The organism is Marasmitruncus massiliensis, assembly GCF_900186535.1.
Taxonomy (GTDB): domain Bacteria; phylum Bacillota; class Clostridia; order Oscillospirales; family Ruminococcaceae; genus Anaerotruncus; species Anaerotruncus massiliensis_A.
This window is the reverse complement of record NZ_FYDE01000003.1, coordinates 170,611-187,148: the sequence shown is the minus strand read 5'-3', so window position 1 is coordinate 187,148 and position 16,538 is coordinate 170,611. Positions and strand designations below refer to the sequence as shown.

Here is a 16,538-nt window from a genome sequence, read left to right as displayed (position 1 = left end):
ATCTTCACAACCTTTCTGTCAGCACCAAGCCGCCTATTAAGATAAAATCTACGGTTTGAGTGTCGTGAGCAATGATTTTCTCCACCATCTCATGAAAAAGTGTGGTTTCCATCCCGCTGATGCGGTCGGGACCGTTTTCCATGATTTCCACCAAATCCTCTGTTTTATCCAGCACACCATCTGATTCCTGCTCGGAAAGCAGTCTTGCCTTTGCCACCTTGAGCGACCGGATTTTGCGGTTCAGCTCATCGGTTTGGGATATAAAAAGAGCAGAATCAAGGATGCCTTTGGACAGTAGTCCATTCATCACATGATTCTGCTCGGAAAGCTCTGCTATTTGTTTGTTGAGGGTGCTAATCTCGGGATTGTTTCTGGTTTTTAGCTCCTGCAATTTTTCAAGTCCCGAGAGCATTGGCAGAAGGATACCGGCGTAATTCTGTTTGAGCTTGTTGTATAGTCTAACAAATGCTTCATGCACAGTATCTTCTCTGAGACGTTCACCACCACAGTCAGCTTTATTGTTGTCATGCTGGCGGCACACCCAATATGGGATTTGATTGGTGATCTTTCTGCGGTAGGCTGTGTCGCATTCTTTGCACCTGATTTTGCGGCTGAGTGGATATTCTCCACATTCGCTGTTGATATGTTCGCCGCGCTCTTTCAGCAGAATATTTGCCAGCTCATACTGGATGCGCTCTACAATGGGTTCATGGGTGTTTCTCACATAGTATTTGGGAAGCTCACCCTTATTTTTGCATTTGCGGTATGGCAAGGCATCTTCGCTATATGTCTTTTGCAGGAGCATATCCCCGACGTAACGTTCATTTTTAATAATGTTGGAAATGGCTTGATGCCGCCACTTCATTCTTCCGTTTTTAAACGGGACTGCATCCTCCATCAATACCTGTGCGATGCGTGTAATGCTGCTTCCGCCGAGATATTCAGTAAAAATCCTGCAGACAATCTCTACCTCTGGTTCGTAGACTACAAGCTGATTCTCTATGAGCCGATAACCGTAGGGAGGATTCGAGGACACATAGACACCTTTTTCCATTCGCATCCGATTGCCTTTTTTGCAGTTCTTCGAAATACTGAGCGATTCTTCTTGTGCGAACAGGGAGTATAGGGTCAGTAGGTTTTCACTGGTCAGCGTTGCGGTATCAAGGTTTTCCTTTTCGAAGTAAACCGTTACGCCCATATCCTTCAGCTCTCGAATGACGCGGATGGCATCCAGCGTATTTCGTGCGAAGCGGCTGGTGGACTTGGTGATGATACGGTCGATTTTGCCCTTTTGACAATCGGCAAGCATTCTACTAAAATCATCTCGCTTGTCGGTGGATACGCCCGAAACCGCTTCGTCCGCATAAATCTCAGCAAGCTCCCAGCCACTGTTTTTCTCTATCAGCCTTTGGTAGTAGTTGACCTGGGCAGAAAAAGAGTTAAGCTGATCGGCGGAGTCACTGCTGACACGGGCATATCCTGCAACACGGAGCTTTGTGTGAATTTCCGTTGCGGTTGCCTTTATGCGTATAATTTCCCTTTCGGGAGTCAGAGCACTGGAGCCCTGTGTTATCAATGTATTCATGGTTTTTCGCCTCCTTTCTTAGTCACCAACACTACCACAACGAGAGTTCAAAAGCTATACCCAATCCTACCAAAGATAAATAAATGCGAGTTCATTTTGAGAAGCAATGCGTTGAGCCGTTTTGTCCGCCTCCGCTCGGGTGATGATACCCTTTTGAAGCAGAGTAAAAAGCATCTCTACCATCACTGCAAACTGGTTTTGGCTGATTTTTTCTATCTGCATGAAGATTCCTCCGTTTCGGTTATAAAAAATGCGCCGGGGTAAGCCCGACGCTGATTTTCAGTGCCTCATCAACTCTGCTAAGGGATTGATTGTTAAGCCTGCCCACACGCTCCCTAAGCCGGCTACGGTCAATGGTTCGTATCTGTTCTAACAAAGCTACGGAGCGTTTACTCAATGTGTCAACCCCATGGATTTCCACATGAGTGGGAAGAGGCTTTTTATACTGAGCCGTAATTGCTGCAACTATAATTGTGGGGCTATATCGGTTTCCAATATTGTTTTGCAAAACCAATACCGGACGAACACCTCCTTGCTCTGATCCAATAACGGGACTTAAATCAGCAAAGTACACTTCGCCACGATAAATATCAGTTTTCTCTTTCTGCATGATATGTAACCTCCTTTGATATTCTTAATATCACAAAAATAGGGATCGCCCTGTTTTGGGCAGAGCGATCCCCATTGCTTCTAACATTAAGTCTTACTTTTTCTGTGCTTAATTCGACACTACTCCCCAAGCACGAAATGGCGACAACCTAAACTGCGGTTAGCTACACCGCATCATGGGACTTTCACCCCCACCGGGATCTCCGCTGGCTGCCCTCCTTTGTTGCGACGGTTTTTTCACGCTCGACTTTAGGACGGGACAGAAGTATCATTGTAGGCTGACGGGATCATTGCGAAACAGGCTGCCAAAGCCTGTTTTACGGTCGGATGGGTAACGCTTTGCACCTTATTTGGCCGTCTTTGATGGGTATGGCAGAAAACAACACGAACAAGTGAAATAGTGGTTTCGTTTTTTCTGCTGTAACCCACAGGTGGTCTTGGCGCATCCTCCGAGGTCGCTGCTCCGCTCGTCACGGAACCGTCAGCTAACGTATTTAGGTCATCGGATATTCAGTTTTCAAGGTGCGGTGGGGGAATGAGAAAAGAGCCCCTCACTGCGTAGGCAGCGAGAAGCCCTTTTCTACAACCCTATTTCAAAACTTTTTTAATTCTGAGGTATTTTTTTGAAATGGCGTTCTGTGAACAGCCTTTGAAAAGTGCGATTTCTGTCTGTGTATGTCCGTCTATAGCGAGCAGTGTCAGTAGCTCCAAGTCCTCATATGAGAGCTTTCGAAGCTTGTCCAACAGGCGAGGATTATCAATTTCCTCCACCCAGCCGTATCTGCCGCCCATTGCAGATTCATCAAGGCTGACAGAAAAAGTCGCGAACTTACGAAGCAGTGAGGACTGCTCTCGGCTGTCCTCTCCGGCAATGACCTCTGCCGGGAGGCTCTGCGTATGGTTCATAAATCTGCGGCGGCTGCAAAACCAGTTCAGATCAAATTTATACAGCTCTTCAATGTCCGCTGTGGTCATGCCCACGGCTTTGTACTCGTCGCGCAGCTTCGACCATTCACGGTCAAAATCTCGTTTTTCCTTTGCGTAATTAAATGCCATAAGGCTTTCCTCCGTCTTTCTGAAATTTTGATGGTGAATCAAAACGTCAGAAGCGGAGGGGCTCGTACATTAACAAAGATGTGGTGTAATGGATATGTAGTCACGGTGCCAGCTCCTTTTTATGGGAACCTCACACCGCACTTTTTAAATAATAAAAAGACGGCAGGCGAGGTTCACCCGGTTGGGTGTTCCTCCGCGCTGTCGTCTAAGCAATCTGGCGGACTTGGATATAGTAAACGCTATGCTACTTGGTGATTACTCTTTTCAAATTCAATATGGATTTTTTCTGTAATTCCATCACCGGCGGTATAGCTAAGATTAAGTCCGTCCGGCGGTATTTCAATGAATGTTATCTTGTTTCCGTCCTTAATGCTGAGAATACCCGCCAGTTCATCAAGCTTGCCAATGAGCTTTCCGTGTTTTGTACGAATATCTTTTTCCACCACAGTTCCCTCCTTTTTAGTCCCAAATTCTAATCAACGATTAAAGTCGATTAGTGTGTAATTACACTTCAATAAATAGTATAAATGTTGACATTTATCTAATAGAGCAATATAATATTGTTTAATTATAAATATCTTCGGATTTAGTTGTAGTTTATTGCTGTGCCAAACTTCGCTAACCGTTGATATAAGAATAACAGGGTTGTCCGAAAATTCCTTTCCCCTGTGTTTCCCCTGTTTTTACCTCAAATTTTCCGATAAGGGAGTGGCAGCTAATGAATAGCTTATGTTTTGGGACATTTGCAAGGATAGTGCAAAGCGCAATACAAAAGCCCGATAGCAATCAGGCTGTCGCTGAATTGCTAATGGGCTTAATAACAGATAAGGCTTTGGATGGGCAATTAAGCCCCGATTACTCAACGAGTGCTAAAAAAATCAGCAGGTTATTTAACTTCAAAGATGACGTACATGGGGACATTATTGCACTTGCATCAACTGAAAAGATTATAGAGTCTATGCCAGAGAGTTTTGTCTCAAAGGTGGTTCCCTACTTGAAGCCTACGCAAATTGAAGATATGAAAGAAAGCCTGCGCAGGCTAATTGATGGTGATATGAGCATCGCACCAAACAAGAAGAAAGACCTGTTATCTCTTGTTGATAAAGATGACCTTTCATGTTTCTTGTCTGAGGTCTACTTGTATGCCCTCAACAGGTCAAACAAAGCCGCAGTTGGCAAATATGACATGGAGGTTGCGACAGAGATTGCACCGGACGACATAGCATTATTGAATAAAATCTATTCCAAATATCCTCGTCCAAAAGAAATGGTTGTACCCAACGAGCCAACTGACGAAGAACTGGCATATATAACTCAATTATTGGAAGCATATGCCGAAGCAGCGGGTGTCACCGAGTTATCGCGATCAGCATTAAGTGGTTATCCGAAATACAATAATGACCTGCGGCAAAGAAGAAAGGAATACTATGCCGCTGAAACGATTCGTCGCGGTACACGGGAGGTGTTCAAAGAATCGGATGCTGACCAGTTCGAATTGCTCAAAGAAGAAACCTATGATGGCATCTTTGACATACACTCACAAGATTATAAAAGCGGCTATGATCGTCTTTTAAAGGTAATGACACAGGTTTCTTCCATTCAGATAAACAAGTGCTCCCTCAGTAAGCTGCCAGAATGGATTGGGAACAAGGAGAAAAAAGGTGTCTGCCACATTCTCGCGAATGATGGCAGAATTAGCTGGGTGGTGCGTGATGAATAATATATTTAATACATCGTTTGAAATTTCGCTTCGTGTGTTGCTCACGCTTGAATCTGCGCCTTTACAATGGTGGACGGCAGATTTGATTGCCGCATCAGACTTTATTACTGTTTATAGCGGGGATTTCGACATTGCTACTGAAAACCTGCATGGCGTAAACAGTTTTAAGTACAGTGAGTTTGCTTTGCGCCGAGAGATGGTAAAGGAAGCCCTTAAAGCTTTGGTAGCTCGAAAACTTACAGATGTAAAATTGGGTCAAGATGGATTTGTATACACACTTAGCAAAAGTGGAGGCGATTATTGCGGTAAAATTGAAAGCAGTTACGCACAGAGTTACCGTGAATTAGCGGCAATTGTGCGTGAAAGCTTTGCTGATAAAACCGATAGAGAGATTTTGAGATTGATAAATCGAAACTCAATATCCTCGCTCAGAGGGGGAAACTATAATGGATAGATTCTACATTAAAAAGTTGACAGTAACTGGTCAAGGTAAAGAACCTTCTATTATTACCTTTGGTAAAGGATTGAACATTGTTTGTGGTCCTTCTGATACGGGAAAAAGCTATATCATTGAATGTATCGACTATATTTTTGGCGGAAGTACCATACCCATCGACCCTAAAGAGGGCTATGATTGCGTCAAGATGATTGTTGAAACATCGCAAGGCACTGTCACAGCGGAACGGTTTTTTAATACCAATAAGTTGAGCGTTAGCAGCACCGACCCGCGTGTTGAGACGGGTGAATACGGAACAAGAAGTGGCAAACTGAATGCCAATACCGACCTGTGGCTAAAGCTCATAGGGATTGAGGAACGCCACTCTGTTATATGGAAGAAGACATTTGAAAAGAAAGCCCTTACATGGCGGTATTTCCTACATATGTTTTTGATAAAGGAAGATAGGATTATCCAGCGCTCTTCTATTCTGTTGCCCAATCAAAACACTGCGACTACTGGAGCGCTTGCCTCTCTACTCTATTTGATAACAGGTGAGGACTTTGCTGATGCTGACCCTCGAGAAGAAAAGAAAATACGCGTTGCCCGGAAAGCTGCTGTTGCCGATTACATAAGAGGCCGGCTTGCTTATTTTGCTGACCGGAAAGGTGCGCTGGATGATTTCGATGTGCCCGATTCGATTGACCTACAATCTCAAGTTGAGGATATTATTGACGAGATAAGTCAAACTGAAAATCGCATTGCCGATACTTCTCGCAGAAACAAGAATATCTTACGGCAGATATTCGCACTCAACGAGCAATTGACGGAATGCGATACACTCTACGGCAGATATATCGCATTGCAGAGCCAATATAAGTCAGATGTAAGGCGGTTAGCATTTATCGTTGAGGGAGAATATCGTCAAGCAAACTATCCTGTCAGCGCAAAATGTCCGTTCTGTGATCACGATATTGAGATAGACAGCGAGGCTTCATACATTGAGGCTTCCCATGCTGAACTCCATAGAATACAGCTTCAAATTCAGGATTTATGTGTATCGGAAACGGAGCTTGTTACCGAGCGCCATGAGATAGAAAGTAGAATAGCTTCTCTTAATGCTGAGAAAGAAACAGTCGAGGAATTACTCAACAATGAGTTGAAGCCCAGGGCGGTCATTCTTAAAAAGACACTCGCTGAATACCGTAAGGCTATGGAAGTCCACGATGAGTTTTCGTTTATCAGCAGTTTGGAAATCAGCATGAAAAGTGAACTGTTTGATGCAGAAATGGAGGACGAGGAATCAGAAATTGAATTTAGCATCAAAAGCCGCTTTGACCGCTCTATTTTAGATGTTTTTGATAGACATATCGAAAATGTGCTCAGATCGTGTAAATATGAGGGGTTTGGCTCTGCACGATTAGGGCTAAGCAGCTTCGATGTTCTTGTCAATGAAAAAGATAAAGGCACTTTTGGAAAAGGCTACCGTGCTTTTCTCAATACAGCCTTTGCACTTGCGTTAGCAGCGTTCCTGACAGAGAGTGCGAAATATTCGCCTGGTTTATTGGTCGTGGATTCACCCATACTGTCACTGACAGAACCTTGTGAAGAACTCACATCGGATGAACAGGCTTCCGACTCAATGAAAACTGCACTATTCCAGTACATGACGGAGAACCAAAGCAACGTACAGACAATCATTATAGAAAACAACATCCCTGAAATAGACTATGGAAATGGCACTACCATCATCCGTTTTACCAAAGATGAGACAATAGGTAGATACGGATTTTTAATGGATGCTCGGTGATGAAAGGAAGGTTCCAAAGTGGACAATAAGCAAAACGTTGAAAAATGGGTTTCTATGGACTTTATAACCGACTATCTTGATATAAGCCGTGAAACAATTTTGAAGTGGATAAATCTTCGCGATATGCCTGCGCATAAGGTCGGGCGGCAATGGAAGTTTAAGGTCAGTGATATAGACGAATGGATTCGTAGCGGCGGAGCGGCTGATAAGGCAACTTCTGAAGATGAGAATCAAGATGAATAAGGAGGAAGCGGCTATGGCAAAAGAACTGCAATATACTTCCTCGATAAAAGATATGCCTCTGATGTTTTCCGAGATGAAAAGAACAGCATTACTTTTATGCGAGAATAAAAATGCCGATGAGATTGTTCGGTTGTCAATGGAGAAAAACATATACCAACTTGATAAAGAAAAGCGTCGCCGGGATGTACCTCTACGAATGATAAAGCGGCTACTAACCATCAACCAGCCACTCTTAAAAGTTATCGCGCACGGACGTGATGATGAGGCGAGATTGATTTCGTTTCTTGCACTGATGAAAGCAGATCGGTTACTTTTTGAATATATGTACGAGGTCTATGCAGATAGATTTCAAGCGGGTTTTGACGAGATCACGGATAAAGATTTTTTAGACTTTATAGAGCGTAAGGCACAGAACAGCACAGTTGTTGCAAAGTGGTCTGTGAGTAATCTCGCAAGCGTTCGTAGCAAAATTAAAAGTGCCCTTTGTGATGCAAAACTTGCTAAAAGAAATGGCAATGCTCTATTGATACAGCGCCCTATCATTGATGACACGCTTCGTGTATTGTTTGACGAAACGGATAAAGTATATATCAAGGCAATGCTCATGGAGGTATAGCACATGATGAATTTGAATAAGCGGCTTGACCTCATTGAGCCGAAAATACTTGAAAAGAGTTTTCGCACCGGTCGTGGAACTGCGAATGAGGTCAACTTCTGGATATTCGATTATGACCCCGAGGATGAGATGGCGGTGCGCGCCCATATTGAGTTCTTGGTGAACCGTATAAATGGCAAGAATGACGATGTTAGAATTGTGCATTTTGATTTATACACCCTTATGCTTGATGTGTTGAGGTCAAAGAATTACCTTGACAAGGTGAAGCAGATGGAACAAGCAAAAGGCAGTGATGCCATTATTAACCCGATTAAACGGACGCTCCGACTGACCGAAGACGGCGACTTAATCATTGGGAAAATCGTAGAGAACCTTAAGCCTGAGCAAGATATTATCTTTCTAACGGGCATCGGGAAAGCGTGGCCTATCGTCCGCTCTCATACGATACTTAACAATCTGCACAGCAAGGTAGATAAGAATCCGCTCGTTATGTTCTTCCCAGGTAACTATACAAACGAGCTGCGCCTATTCGGGGAGATTACGGACGATAATTATTATAGAGCGTTCAAGCTCATTGAGAGATAAGGGGTGGAGATATGAAGATTAACGAGATGTTTCATAAACGAATTAGCAGACCAATTCAAGGCGTAGTGAAAATTGGTCAGGATTCACCCGAAATGATAAGGGATGAGCTGGACGAGTACGTCGTTACCAAAGAACTAAACCGTCACTTTGATAAGTTTTTCGAGGGATACCGCAAGGGGACGCAACACCGTACCGACAAGATTGGCGTGTGGATCTCCGGCTTTTTTGGGAGCGGTAAATCACACTTCTTAAAAATACTTTCCTACCTATTGGGAAGTGGTACATATGACGGTCAAAAGGCAATTACTTTCTTTGAGGGCAAAATTGCCGACAGCCGTATTATGGCTGATATGCAGGTTGCCGCCAACACAAGTACGGATGTTATTCTTTTCAATATAGATGCGGAAGCGGATTCCGATTCCAAGACCAACAAAGACCCTATCGTTAAGGTTTTTATGAAGGTCTTTAACAAGATGCAAGGCTTCTGCGGCTCTATGCCATGGATTGCTGATTTAGAGCGGCAGATGGTCAAGGACGGAAAGTATGACGCTTTCCGTGCTCGCTTTAAAGAAATTTCCGGTAATGAGTGGGAAGATGGACGCGAAGATTTCTACTTTGAGCAGGACAATATCGTGCAGGCGTTGGCAGACACTACAAAGATGAGTATCGATGCTGCTCTCTCATGGTACAACAAAGCGGAAGAAAACTACGCTCTCGACATCAACTCCTTTGCCCGTCGGGTACGCGAATATATTGAAGCTAAGCAAACCCAAACCGGAAAGAAGCAGTTTGTTGTTTTTCTGTGCGATGAGGTCGGCCAGTATATTGGCAGCTCCGGTGCGCTCATGCTCAACCTCCAGAACATTGTTGAAGGGCTTGGTAACGAGTGCGGCGGACAAGCTTGGGTTATATGCACCGGGCAGGAAGATATTGACTCCATAACGAATGTGAATCGTGATGCTTTCTCAAAAATTATCGGACGATTTGATACAAGGCTCTCACTGTCCTCAGCGAACGTGGATGAAGTTATCAAAAAAAGGTTGCTTGCTAAAACGGATACGGCGGCTAAAAAGCTGCGCCTTGTTTACGCAGATAAGTCCGCTATCCTTAAAAACCTTATTACCTTTTCGCAGGAAACTCCCGAAAAACGGCTATACGATTCCGCAGAAGAGTTTGCTGATGTATATCCGTTTATCCCCTATCAGTTCAATCTACTGCAAGCCGTATTCAATGGTATCCGTACTCATGGGGCCTCGGGCAAACATCTGTCAGAGGGCGAGCGTTCACTGCTCAATGCGTTCCAAGAGGCTGCCATGCAGTATGCAAACTTCGAGGACGGAGTTCTGATACCTTTTGACGCTTTTTATCGGACGGTCGAAACATTCCTCGATCACAATATTCGCAAGGTAATTTTAGACGCGGAGGAGAGCGCGGAGCGCGGTGGTGCGTTGCAGGCGTATGATGTTGAAGTTCTTAAGGTTCTGTTTATGGTGAAGTACATCCCCAATGTTCTTCCTGCAAATCTTGAAAACATCACCACCATCATGCTGCAAAATATTGACCAGGATAAAATTGAAGCAAAGAAGAAAGTGGATGCTTCTCTGCGCCGCTTGGAAGAGCAAAAATTGATTAGCAAAAACGGTGATGTTTTCATCTTCCTTACCAACGAGGAGCAAGACATCAACCGTGAAATTCGGGAAATTCGCATAGAGCAGTCGGAAATTATAGATAAAGTGGGCGGCGAAATCTTCTCCGTCCTATTTGGCTTGAACAAAAAATTCCGTTACAACGAGCGCTATGACTTTGGCTTTAATACTATAATTGACGACCGCCCCATCGGAGCACAGAAAGAAGAAATCGGGCTAAAAGTAATCACCCCGATATATGCCCATGGTGGTGCTGATGACATGGAGATGAAAGGCATCTCCATTCGTGAGCGTAATGTCGTTGTAGCCATGCCCCCCGACACTGGTTTCTTGGAGGAAATGGAACAGTCCCTTCAAATCGAAACCTATATTCGTAGAAATTCTGGCAGAACAGCAACGAGCGAGGCAGAGATAATCAAGGTAACTAAAACACAAGAAGGTCGGCAGAGAGCCGAACGCTGCCGTGACCTGATTGTGGAGTCGCTCAAAACGGCGGCAATCTATGTGAATGGTATTCGTCTTGACATAAAAGAAAAACAGCCGGAGCAGCGCATTAACGATGCATTCCGAACCTTGATTGAGGGCATCTACACAAAGCAGAACTACATTGTCAGCCCATACCTCACAGCAGACAGCCTCCGTGAAATCCTCACGGCAAAGGATAATCAACTCACTCTTGACGGTATGCAGCAAACCCCGCCAAATCACCTTGCGCTGACCGAGATGCTTGAAGTTATCGAGCGCAGCCATTTCAAGAATCTAGCTGTTACCATGCGGAGTATTACGGAGCAGTTTAGCAAGATTCCATATGGATGGAAAGACATGGACATTGCGGGAATCGTATTGACGCTGTTCAAAAATCAGAAGATCCGCTTTGAGATGAACGGTGAGAATATCTCTACAAGCGATTTGAGCGTTATTAACTACATCACCAAGCGTGAATACCTCGACCGCCTTGTGGTGAAGTGGAGAGATATTGTCAACCCTTCACTTCTGGCAAATGCAAAAAATCTCGCAAAAGAAGTGTTTGGAAGAAGCGATGTCCCGAGTGATGAAGATGGCTTGATGCTTCGCATTAAGGACTTTGCTGCCGCTGAACTCTCCGGAAATAGTGACAGCATAAAAGATTTGCTTCACGAGTACAGTAATACCCGCTATCCGGGCAAGGCAGTATTGGAGAATGGCAAAAAACTTTTAGAGGAAATTGACCGTATCAAAGATATTAAAGCATTCTACGAGTATCTGCAGCGTGAAAAAGATGCATTACTCGACTACGAAGAAGATGTTCAGGATGTGAAAAAGTTCTTCAAGAACCAACGCCCTATCTTCGACAATGCCTTAAAGATGCTTGCCATTTACGAGGGCAACCGTTCCTATGTGCTTGATCCTGAGACAATCACATTGGTCGAGCAAATTGAAAAAATTACGCGCCTACAGTCGCCTTACTCTGAAATCCACAAGCTTCCTGAGCTCATAGAGCAATTTACAAATCGCTTTGCTCAGTTGTTGGAAGATGAGTGTGAGCCTATTCGCGCAAGCATAAACACGGATTGGGAAATCACCAGCACTGACCTGAACCAACGCTCGTTTAAGGATAAGTACGCCGAGAAAGTGCGCAAAGACTTTAGTGCGCTGATTGACAGGCTTTCTCACGCCAACAACATTTACGAAGCGATTGCCATGCAAACTGAAAGCGACCGCATGAAGCAGCGGTTTATTCAGATGTTTATCGATGAGGAGGCTCGTCTTGCCGCCGCTGCGGCCAAGGCCGGCGATGATGTGCCGTCCCCTCCCATTCATAAGACAAAAACAGTGAGTGCAAAGGTGCTGTTCGGTGGTACGAACCAGATTTCAAGCAGGCAGGATATTGACCGTCTGCTTGACGAGCTGCGAAAGAAGCTTGAAGCGCAGCTTGAGGATGACACGACGATACAGATTATTTAATTCGCTAAAAGAGACACACGAAAGGTTGTGGTTAAAATGAAGAAAATATCTAATCCTTTAACGATAATTGGTATCTTTGCCGGGATTGCAGAGGTAGCGGGAACTGCCGTACTTCCACTTGTTTCTTCTGAATTGCAGCGTATTTTCATTTGGTATGTGATGGGCTTTCCAGTTCTACTTGTTGTCATCTTTTTCCTGACACTTAACCGCAACCACAAAGTCCTCTACGCTCCAAGCGACTTTTCTAACGAAGATAACTTTATGCAATTGTTAAGTGCGGCAAAAGTTGACAAGAAAATTGAAGAGGTCAAGCTAAATAACCCCAATATTGCGGATGAACTGGAAAGCATTCAACTGTCTTTATTGAATAATATCTCTGTAAATAATTCGCAGAAATATGATAAGTTCATTAAAGTAATACAAATAATGTCTGTTAAGAACAATGGCGTTACTGCCTCCGAATTAGCTGATGAATTAGCTATATCACGCGCATACGCCCACAGAATTTTACAGGAATTGCTCGAAAATGGCCTTATTACTTACATAAATGAGACTTTGCCAAATGGAGAGACCTCAAGAAAAATAAAACGTTATGTTGTCCTTGATAAGGGGGATATATAGAATGGATAAAACAGCGATAAGAAATTATGCCGTTGAAGCTCGCCGCAAACTAATTGAAGCGGTGAAGCTGAAGGCGCAGCAACTATATATATTTGAGGACAGCGCAAAAACCCTGCGCCCCGGTGCGGAGATTGAACGCCTGCAGGCAGACGGCATCTTCCTGTCCGCTGATCAGCTAAATGCTCGCAGACGGCTGTATGACGAGCTGCTGCATGAAGATATGCCATATAAGCCCGCAATCTACAACCGTGTTATGGAAAGCGTAGCTTGCACATGGTTCAACCGCTTGATTGCGCTGCGGATTATGGAGGTCAACGAGTGGCTGCCCTCCAACACCCGCATTTTGTCGAGCCAAGAGCCGGGGCGTGTGGAGCCCGATGCCTTGCGCGAGGTTGAACACCTTGATTATGTGAATCAAGCAAAAGTCGCTGAATTAAGAGCGGATACGGGTATAAACGCTTCCGAGAAGCTGTACAAGTACATCCTTATTTCTCAGTGCAACGCCTTGCATAAAATACTGCCGGGTATGTTTGAGAAAGAGAATGACTACACGGAGCTTCTCTTGCCCGATGCGCTGCTATCCAAAGGCGGCATCGTCCATGACCTTGTGAACATGATTCATGAGGACAATTTTCATATGGAAAAGCAGGGGCAGATTGAAATTATAGGCTGGCTGTACCAGTTTTATATCTCTGAGAAAAAAGATGAGGTATTTGCCGGGCTGAAAAAGAATGTGAAGATCAATAAAGACACCATCCCCGCTGCTACACAGCTTTTCACACCGCAGTGGATTGTAAAATACATGGTGGAGAACAGCTTGGGACGGCTGTGGCTCGACCGTGACAAGACTGAATCGGGATTGTCCGACGATATCATGAACGCCAGCTATTATGGCTGGAAATATTACGTTGAGGATGCGGAGCAAACCCCAGAGGTTGCAGAGCAGCTGCGTCTCCTGCGCTCTCAAAGCTCCATCAAACGTCCGGAGGATATCAAGCTGATTGACCCCTGCATGGGCAGCGGTCATATCTTGGTGTACGCTTTCGAGGTGCTGTATCAAATTTATCTGAGTCAGGGCTACGCTGAGCGTGAGATACCCAATCTGATTTTGCAAAATAATCTCTATGGTCTGGATGTTGATGACCGTGCCGGTCAGCTTGCCTATTTTGCTCTGATGATAAAGGCACGGAGCTACAACCGGCGTTTTTTCCGTCAGAATACTATTCCTCAGCCGATGGTTTACAGCTTCCCCGAACGAAAATGGTTTATCGTAGGCATTGAAAAATGGCTTGGCGTTAGCATGGCCGGAAGCGACAGAAAGGCCGCATATCAGGACTTGCTGTGTCTTGCAGAAATTTTGGGCGACGATAAAGGCAAGACCTTCGGCTCTGCCATAAAAATTGAGCGTGAGATTGATTTCGGGCGGCTTAGAAAATATGTCCATGACTTTGCAACCGGGCAAATAGCGATGGACGACACTGATTTTATGTCGCAGGCAGAACACCTTGATGCCCTGATTGATATCGCTGAAGTTCTTGTACAAAAGTATGATGTGGTAGTGACGAACCCACCTTATATGGGTAGTTCAGGTATGGATGCAAACCTGTCAGAGTATGTGAAGAAGCATTATCCGGATAGCAAGAGTGATATGAGTACAGTTTTCATGGAAAAGGCATTGGAATTATGCAATTCTTACGGCTATATGTCAATGATTAACATCCCTGTTTGGATGTTTTTATCAAGCTATGAAAAATTGAGATATAAACTCTTTCAAGACAGAACAATAATAGATATGCTTCACTTGGGAAGGGGCATATTTGGGGCGGATTTCGGAACAACCGCATTTGTAATTAACAAACACAAGATTATTTCATATGTTGCAAATTATCATCGCCTTTTTTTTAAACAAGGAGCCGTCGATAACGTTGAAAAAAAAGAACAATGGTTTTTTGATGGAATTGGAAAGTTTACTGCTCAACAGGAAAACTTTTTGCAAATTCCATGTGCTCCTTTGGCTTATTGGGTTAGTAAGAAGTTTATTGAAAACTTTGATAACGGAGTAAGCGTTGATACTCTTAGCGACTTTACAGGCTCTCAGCATAAAACAGCAGATAATGATAGATTTCTACGAACATGGTGGGAAGTATTCGGAACAGATATAGGCAAGGAGGGCAAGTGGCAATTCTATACCAAAGGTGGAGAATTTAGGCGTTGGTATGGCAATATTGAGTTAGTTATAGATTGGTCACCTACAGCTATCTCCTTTTATCAAAATAATCCAACATCTAATCTCCTTGCGGATAAATATAGGTTCAAGGAAGGGGTTACATATACCTCTTTGAGTAGTTCTGTAAACGGATTTAGATATTTGGTTCCAAATTCGATATTTGATATAAAAGGACCTTCGATCGTAAATGTGAAGCATTTGTATTATGTGCTTGCACTGTTTAATACAAAGATAGCAACGCTTTACTTAAAAACTTTTAACGCAACAATTACCCTGCAAGTCAAAGATGTAAAAGCAATGCCTGTTATTGTTGATAATGCCTGGTTAGGTGATGTTGAAACTATATCCAAATCGTGCGTTGATATTTCGAGAGCAGATTGGGACAGCTTTGAAACCTCATGGGATTTCAAAACGCATCCTCTGGTGCAACTATCAATGGCTGGAGCATTCTCTTGGGGGGATGATGAGCCCACCAAACGCCTTAGTTCAGCCTACAAAGCGTGGGAAATGTTATGTGAGGGTCGTTTTTCTCAGCTTAAAGTCAACGAGGAAGAACTCAACCGTATTTTCATCGATATATACGGCTTGCAGGATGAGCTTACGCCAGGGGTCGAGGACAAGGATGTCACCATCCGCAAAGCTGACCTTGGGCGGGATATCCGCAGCTTTATCAGCTATGCTGTGGGCTGTATGTTCGGGCGGTATAGCTTGGACCAGCCGGGGCTTGTGTTTGCCGGCGGCCAGTTTGATAAACAGCGCTATAAAACCTATCTGCCCGAGGAGGACAACGTCCTCCCCATCGGCAGCGCCGACTACTTTGAGGATGATATTGTTGTCCGCTTTGTTGAGTTCGTCCGCACAGTATACGGTAACGATACGCTAAGTGAGAATCTGAATTTTATTGCCGATGCCCTCTACCCCACCGGCAATGGCTCGGCACAGGAGAAAATACGTCGCTATTTTCTGAACGATTTTTACAAGGATCATTTGAAAATATATCAGAAAAGACCTATCTATTGGCTGCTTGACAGCGGCAAAAAGGATGGGTTTAAGGCGCTGTTCTATCTTCACAGATATGACAAGTATACCATCGCGCGAGTGCGTACAGACTATCTGCACCCGCTCCAGCGAAAATATGAAGCAGAAATCAAGCGGTTAGAAATGCTGGCAACAGCCACCGACAACGCCCGGGACAAAGCCGCCTATCGCAAGGAAATTGACGCTTTGCAAGCCAAGATTGACGAGTGCCGCGCCTATGACCAGGTGGTATCGCATATCGCCCATCAGCAGATTGAGCTTGACTTCGATGACGGCGTAAAGGTCAACTACGAGAAGTTCCAAGGCGTGGAAGTACCGAAGGACAACGGCAAAACAGAGAAGATGGATTTATTAGCAAAAATTTGAGGCATAATAAAAGTATTTATATTGAGAGGAGCGATT

General features: G+C 44.3%; 15 protein-coding genes. 9 read left to right on the top strand and 6 right to left on the bottom strand.

Annotated elements, in window-relative coordinates; translation table 11 throughout:
• Nucleotides 1-4 precede the first annotated feature (4 nt).
• The 6 genes from C1A10_RS02105 to C1A10_RS02090 all read right to left on the bottom strand — a co-directional run bounded on the left by C1A10_RS02105 (nt 5) and on the right by C1A10_RS02090 (nt 3,693).
• Entirely contained in the window at nt 5-1,585 is a 1,581-nt protein-coding gene (locus C1A10_RS02105) for a recombinase family protein (protein WP_101908647.1), read from the bottom strand.
• Between the two features lie 66 nt (nt 1,586-1,651).
• A complete protein-coding gene (locus C1A10_RS18310; protein WP_180950945.1) occupies nt 1,652-1,807 on the bottom strand; it encodes a hypothetical protein in 156 nt (51 codons plus the stop codon).
• 19 nt (nt 1,808-1,826) lie between these two features.
• Nucleotides 1,827-2,195, bottom strand: a complete 369-nt coding sequence (locus C1A10_RS02100) for a type II toxin-antitoxin system PemK/MazF family toxin (protein ID WP_101908646.1) — start codon at nt 2,193-2,195, stop codon at nt 1,827-1,829.
• Entirely contained in the window at nt 2,176-2,229 is a 54-nt protein-coding gene (locus C1A10_RS18910; protein ID WP_376745147.1) for a hypothetical protein, read from the bottom strand. Before C1A10_RS18910 ends, C1A10_RS02100 begins: the two co-directional genes overlap by 20 nt.
• A 553-nt stretch (nt 2,230-2,782) precedes the next feature.
• Complete coding sequence (locus C1A10_RS02095) at nt 2,783-3,250, bottom strand: sigma-70 RNA polymerase sigma factor region 4 domain-containing protein (RefSeq protein WP_101908645.1); 468 nt, start codon at nt 3,248-3,250, stop codon at nt 2,783-2,785.
• Nucleotides 3,251-3,489: 239 nt separating this feature from the next.
• On the bottom strand, nt 3,490-3,693 hold the full coding sequence (locus tag C1A10_RS02090; protein ID WP_101908644.1) for a hypothetical protein: 204 nt from the start codon (nt 3,691-3,693) through the stop codon (nt 3,490-3,492).
• 275 nt (nt 3,694-3,968) lie between these two features.
• Here C1A10_RS02090 and C1A10_RS02085 point away from each other — a divergent pair, with 275 nt between their 5' ends.
• Genes C1A10_RS02085 through pglX form a run of 9 tightly spaced genes read left to right on the top strand, consistent with a single transcriptional unit; the run spans nt 3,969 to nt 16,502 of the window.
• Entirely contained in the window at nt 3,969-4,970 is a 1,002-nt protein-coding gene (locus C1A10_RS02085) for an ABC-three component system protein (protein ID WP_101908643.1), read from the top strand.
• Nucleotides 4,963-5,424 (top strand): ABC-three component system middle component 2, encoded by a 462-nt coding sequence (locus tag C1A10_RS02080; protein WP_101908642.1) that lies wholly within the window; start codon nt 4,963-4,965, stop codon nt 5,422-5,424. Before C1A10_RS02085 ends, C1A10_RS02080 begins: the two co-directional genes overlap by 8 nt.
• The gene (locus C1A10_RS02075; protein ID WP_101908641.1) at nt 5,417-7,216 is read left to right on the top strand and encodes an AAA family ATPase; all 1,800 of its coding nucleotides are present in this window, start codon (nt 5,417-5,419) and stop codon (nt 7,214-7,216) included. The genes C1A10_RS02080 and C1A10_RS02075 overlap by 8 nt, the downstream gene beginning before the upstream one ends.
• An 18-nt stretch (nt 7,217-7,234) precedes the next feature.
• Entirely contained in the window at nt 7,235-7,459 is a 225-nt protein-coding gene (locus tag C1A10_RS02070; RefSeq protein WP_101908640.1) for a helix-turn-helix domain-containing protein, read from the top strand.
• A 13-nt stretch (nt 7,460-7,472) separates the two neighbouring features.
• Nucleotides 7,473-8,075, top strand: a complete 603-nt coding sequence (locus tag C1A10_RS02065; protein WP_180950943.1) for a DUF1819 family protein — start codon at nt 7,473-7,475, stop codon at nt 8,073-8,075.
• Nucleotides 8,076-8,078: 3 nt separating this feature from the next.
• Nucleotides 8,079-8,660: a DUF1788 domain-containing protein gene (locus C1A10_RS02060; RefSeq protein WP_101908638.1), complete on the top strand. Its 582-nt coding sequence runs from the start codon at nt 8,079-8,081 to the stop codon at nt 8,658-8,660.
• A gap of 11 nt (nt 8,661-8,671) precedes the next feature.
• Nucleotides 8,672-12,250 carry a BREX system P-loop protein BrxC gene (brxC, locus tag C1A10_RS02055; RefSeq protein WP_101908637.1) on the top strand — a complete coding sequence of 1,193 codons (3,579 nt, stop codon included), beginning with the start codon at nt 8,672-8,674 and terminating at the stop codon, nt 12,248-12,250.
• Between the two features lie 36 nt (nt 12,251-12,286).
• Nucleotides 12,287-12,871, top strand: a complete 585-nt coding sequence (locus C1A10_RS02050; protein WP_101908636.1) for a MarR family transcriptional regulator — start codon at nt 12,287-12,289, stop codon at nt 12,869-12,871.
• A 1-nt stretch (nt 12,872) separates the two neighbouring features.
• Nucleotides 12,873-16,502, top strand: coding sequence for a BREX-1 system adenine-specific DNA-methyltransferase PglX (gene pglX / locus C1A10_RS02045; RefSeq protein WP_101908635.1), 3,630 nt, complete (start codon nt 12,873-12,875; stop codon nt 16,500-16,502).
• The last annotated feature ends 36 nt before the right edge of the window (nt 16,503-16,538 follow it).

Bases quoted from the DNA above. Each gene is read 5' to 3' on its own strand.
- C1A10_RS02100 (WP_101908646.1), bottom strand. From the start codon at position 2,195: ATGCAGAAAGAGAAAACTGATATTTATCGTGGCGAAGTGTACTTTGCT.
- pglX (WP_101908635.1), top strand. From the start codon at position 12,873: ATGGATAAAACAGCGATAAGAAATTATGCCGTTGAAGCTCGCCGCAAA.
- C1A10_RS02050 (WP_101908636.1), top strand. From the start codon at position 12,287: ATGAAGAAAATATCTAATCCTTTAACGATAATTGGTATCTTTGCCGGG.
- C1A10_RS02060 (WP_101908638.1), top strand. From the start codon at position 8,079: ATGATGAATTTGAATAAGCGGCTTGACCTCATTGAGCCGAAAATACTT.
- C1A10_RS02075 (WP_101908641.1), top strand. From the start codon at position 5,417: ATGGATAGATTCTACATTAAAAAGTTGACAGTAACTGGTCAAGGTAAA.
- C1A10_RS02085 (WP_101908643.1), top strand. From the start codon at position 3,969: ATGAATAGCTTATGTTTTGGGACATTTGCAAGGATAGTGCAAAGCGCA.
- C1A10_RS02080 (WP_101908642.1), top strand. From the start codon at position 4,963: ATGAATAATATATTTAATACATCGTTTGAAATTTCGCTTCGTGTGTTG.
- C1A10_RS02095 (WP_101908645.1), bottom strand. From the start codon at position 3,250: ATGGCATTTAATTACGCAAAGGAAAAACGAGATTTTGACCGTGAATGG.
- C1A10_RS02065 (WP_180950943.1), top strand. From the start codon at position 7,473: ATGGCAAAAGAACTGCAATATACTTCCTCGATAAAAGATATGCCTCTG.
- C1A10_RS02105 (WP_101908647.1), bottom strand. From the start codon at position 1,585: ATGAATACATTGATAACACAGGGCTCCAGTGCTCTGACTCCCGAAAGG.
- brxC (WP_101908637.1), top strand. From the start codon at position 8,672: ATGAAGATTAACGAGATGTTTCATAAACGAATTAGCAGACCAATTCAA.
- C1A10_RS18310 (WP_180950945.1), bottom strand. From the start codon at position 1,807: ATGCAGATAGAAAAAATCAGCCAAAACCAGTTTGCAGTGATGGTAGAG.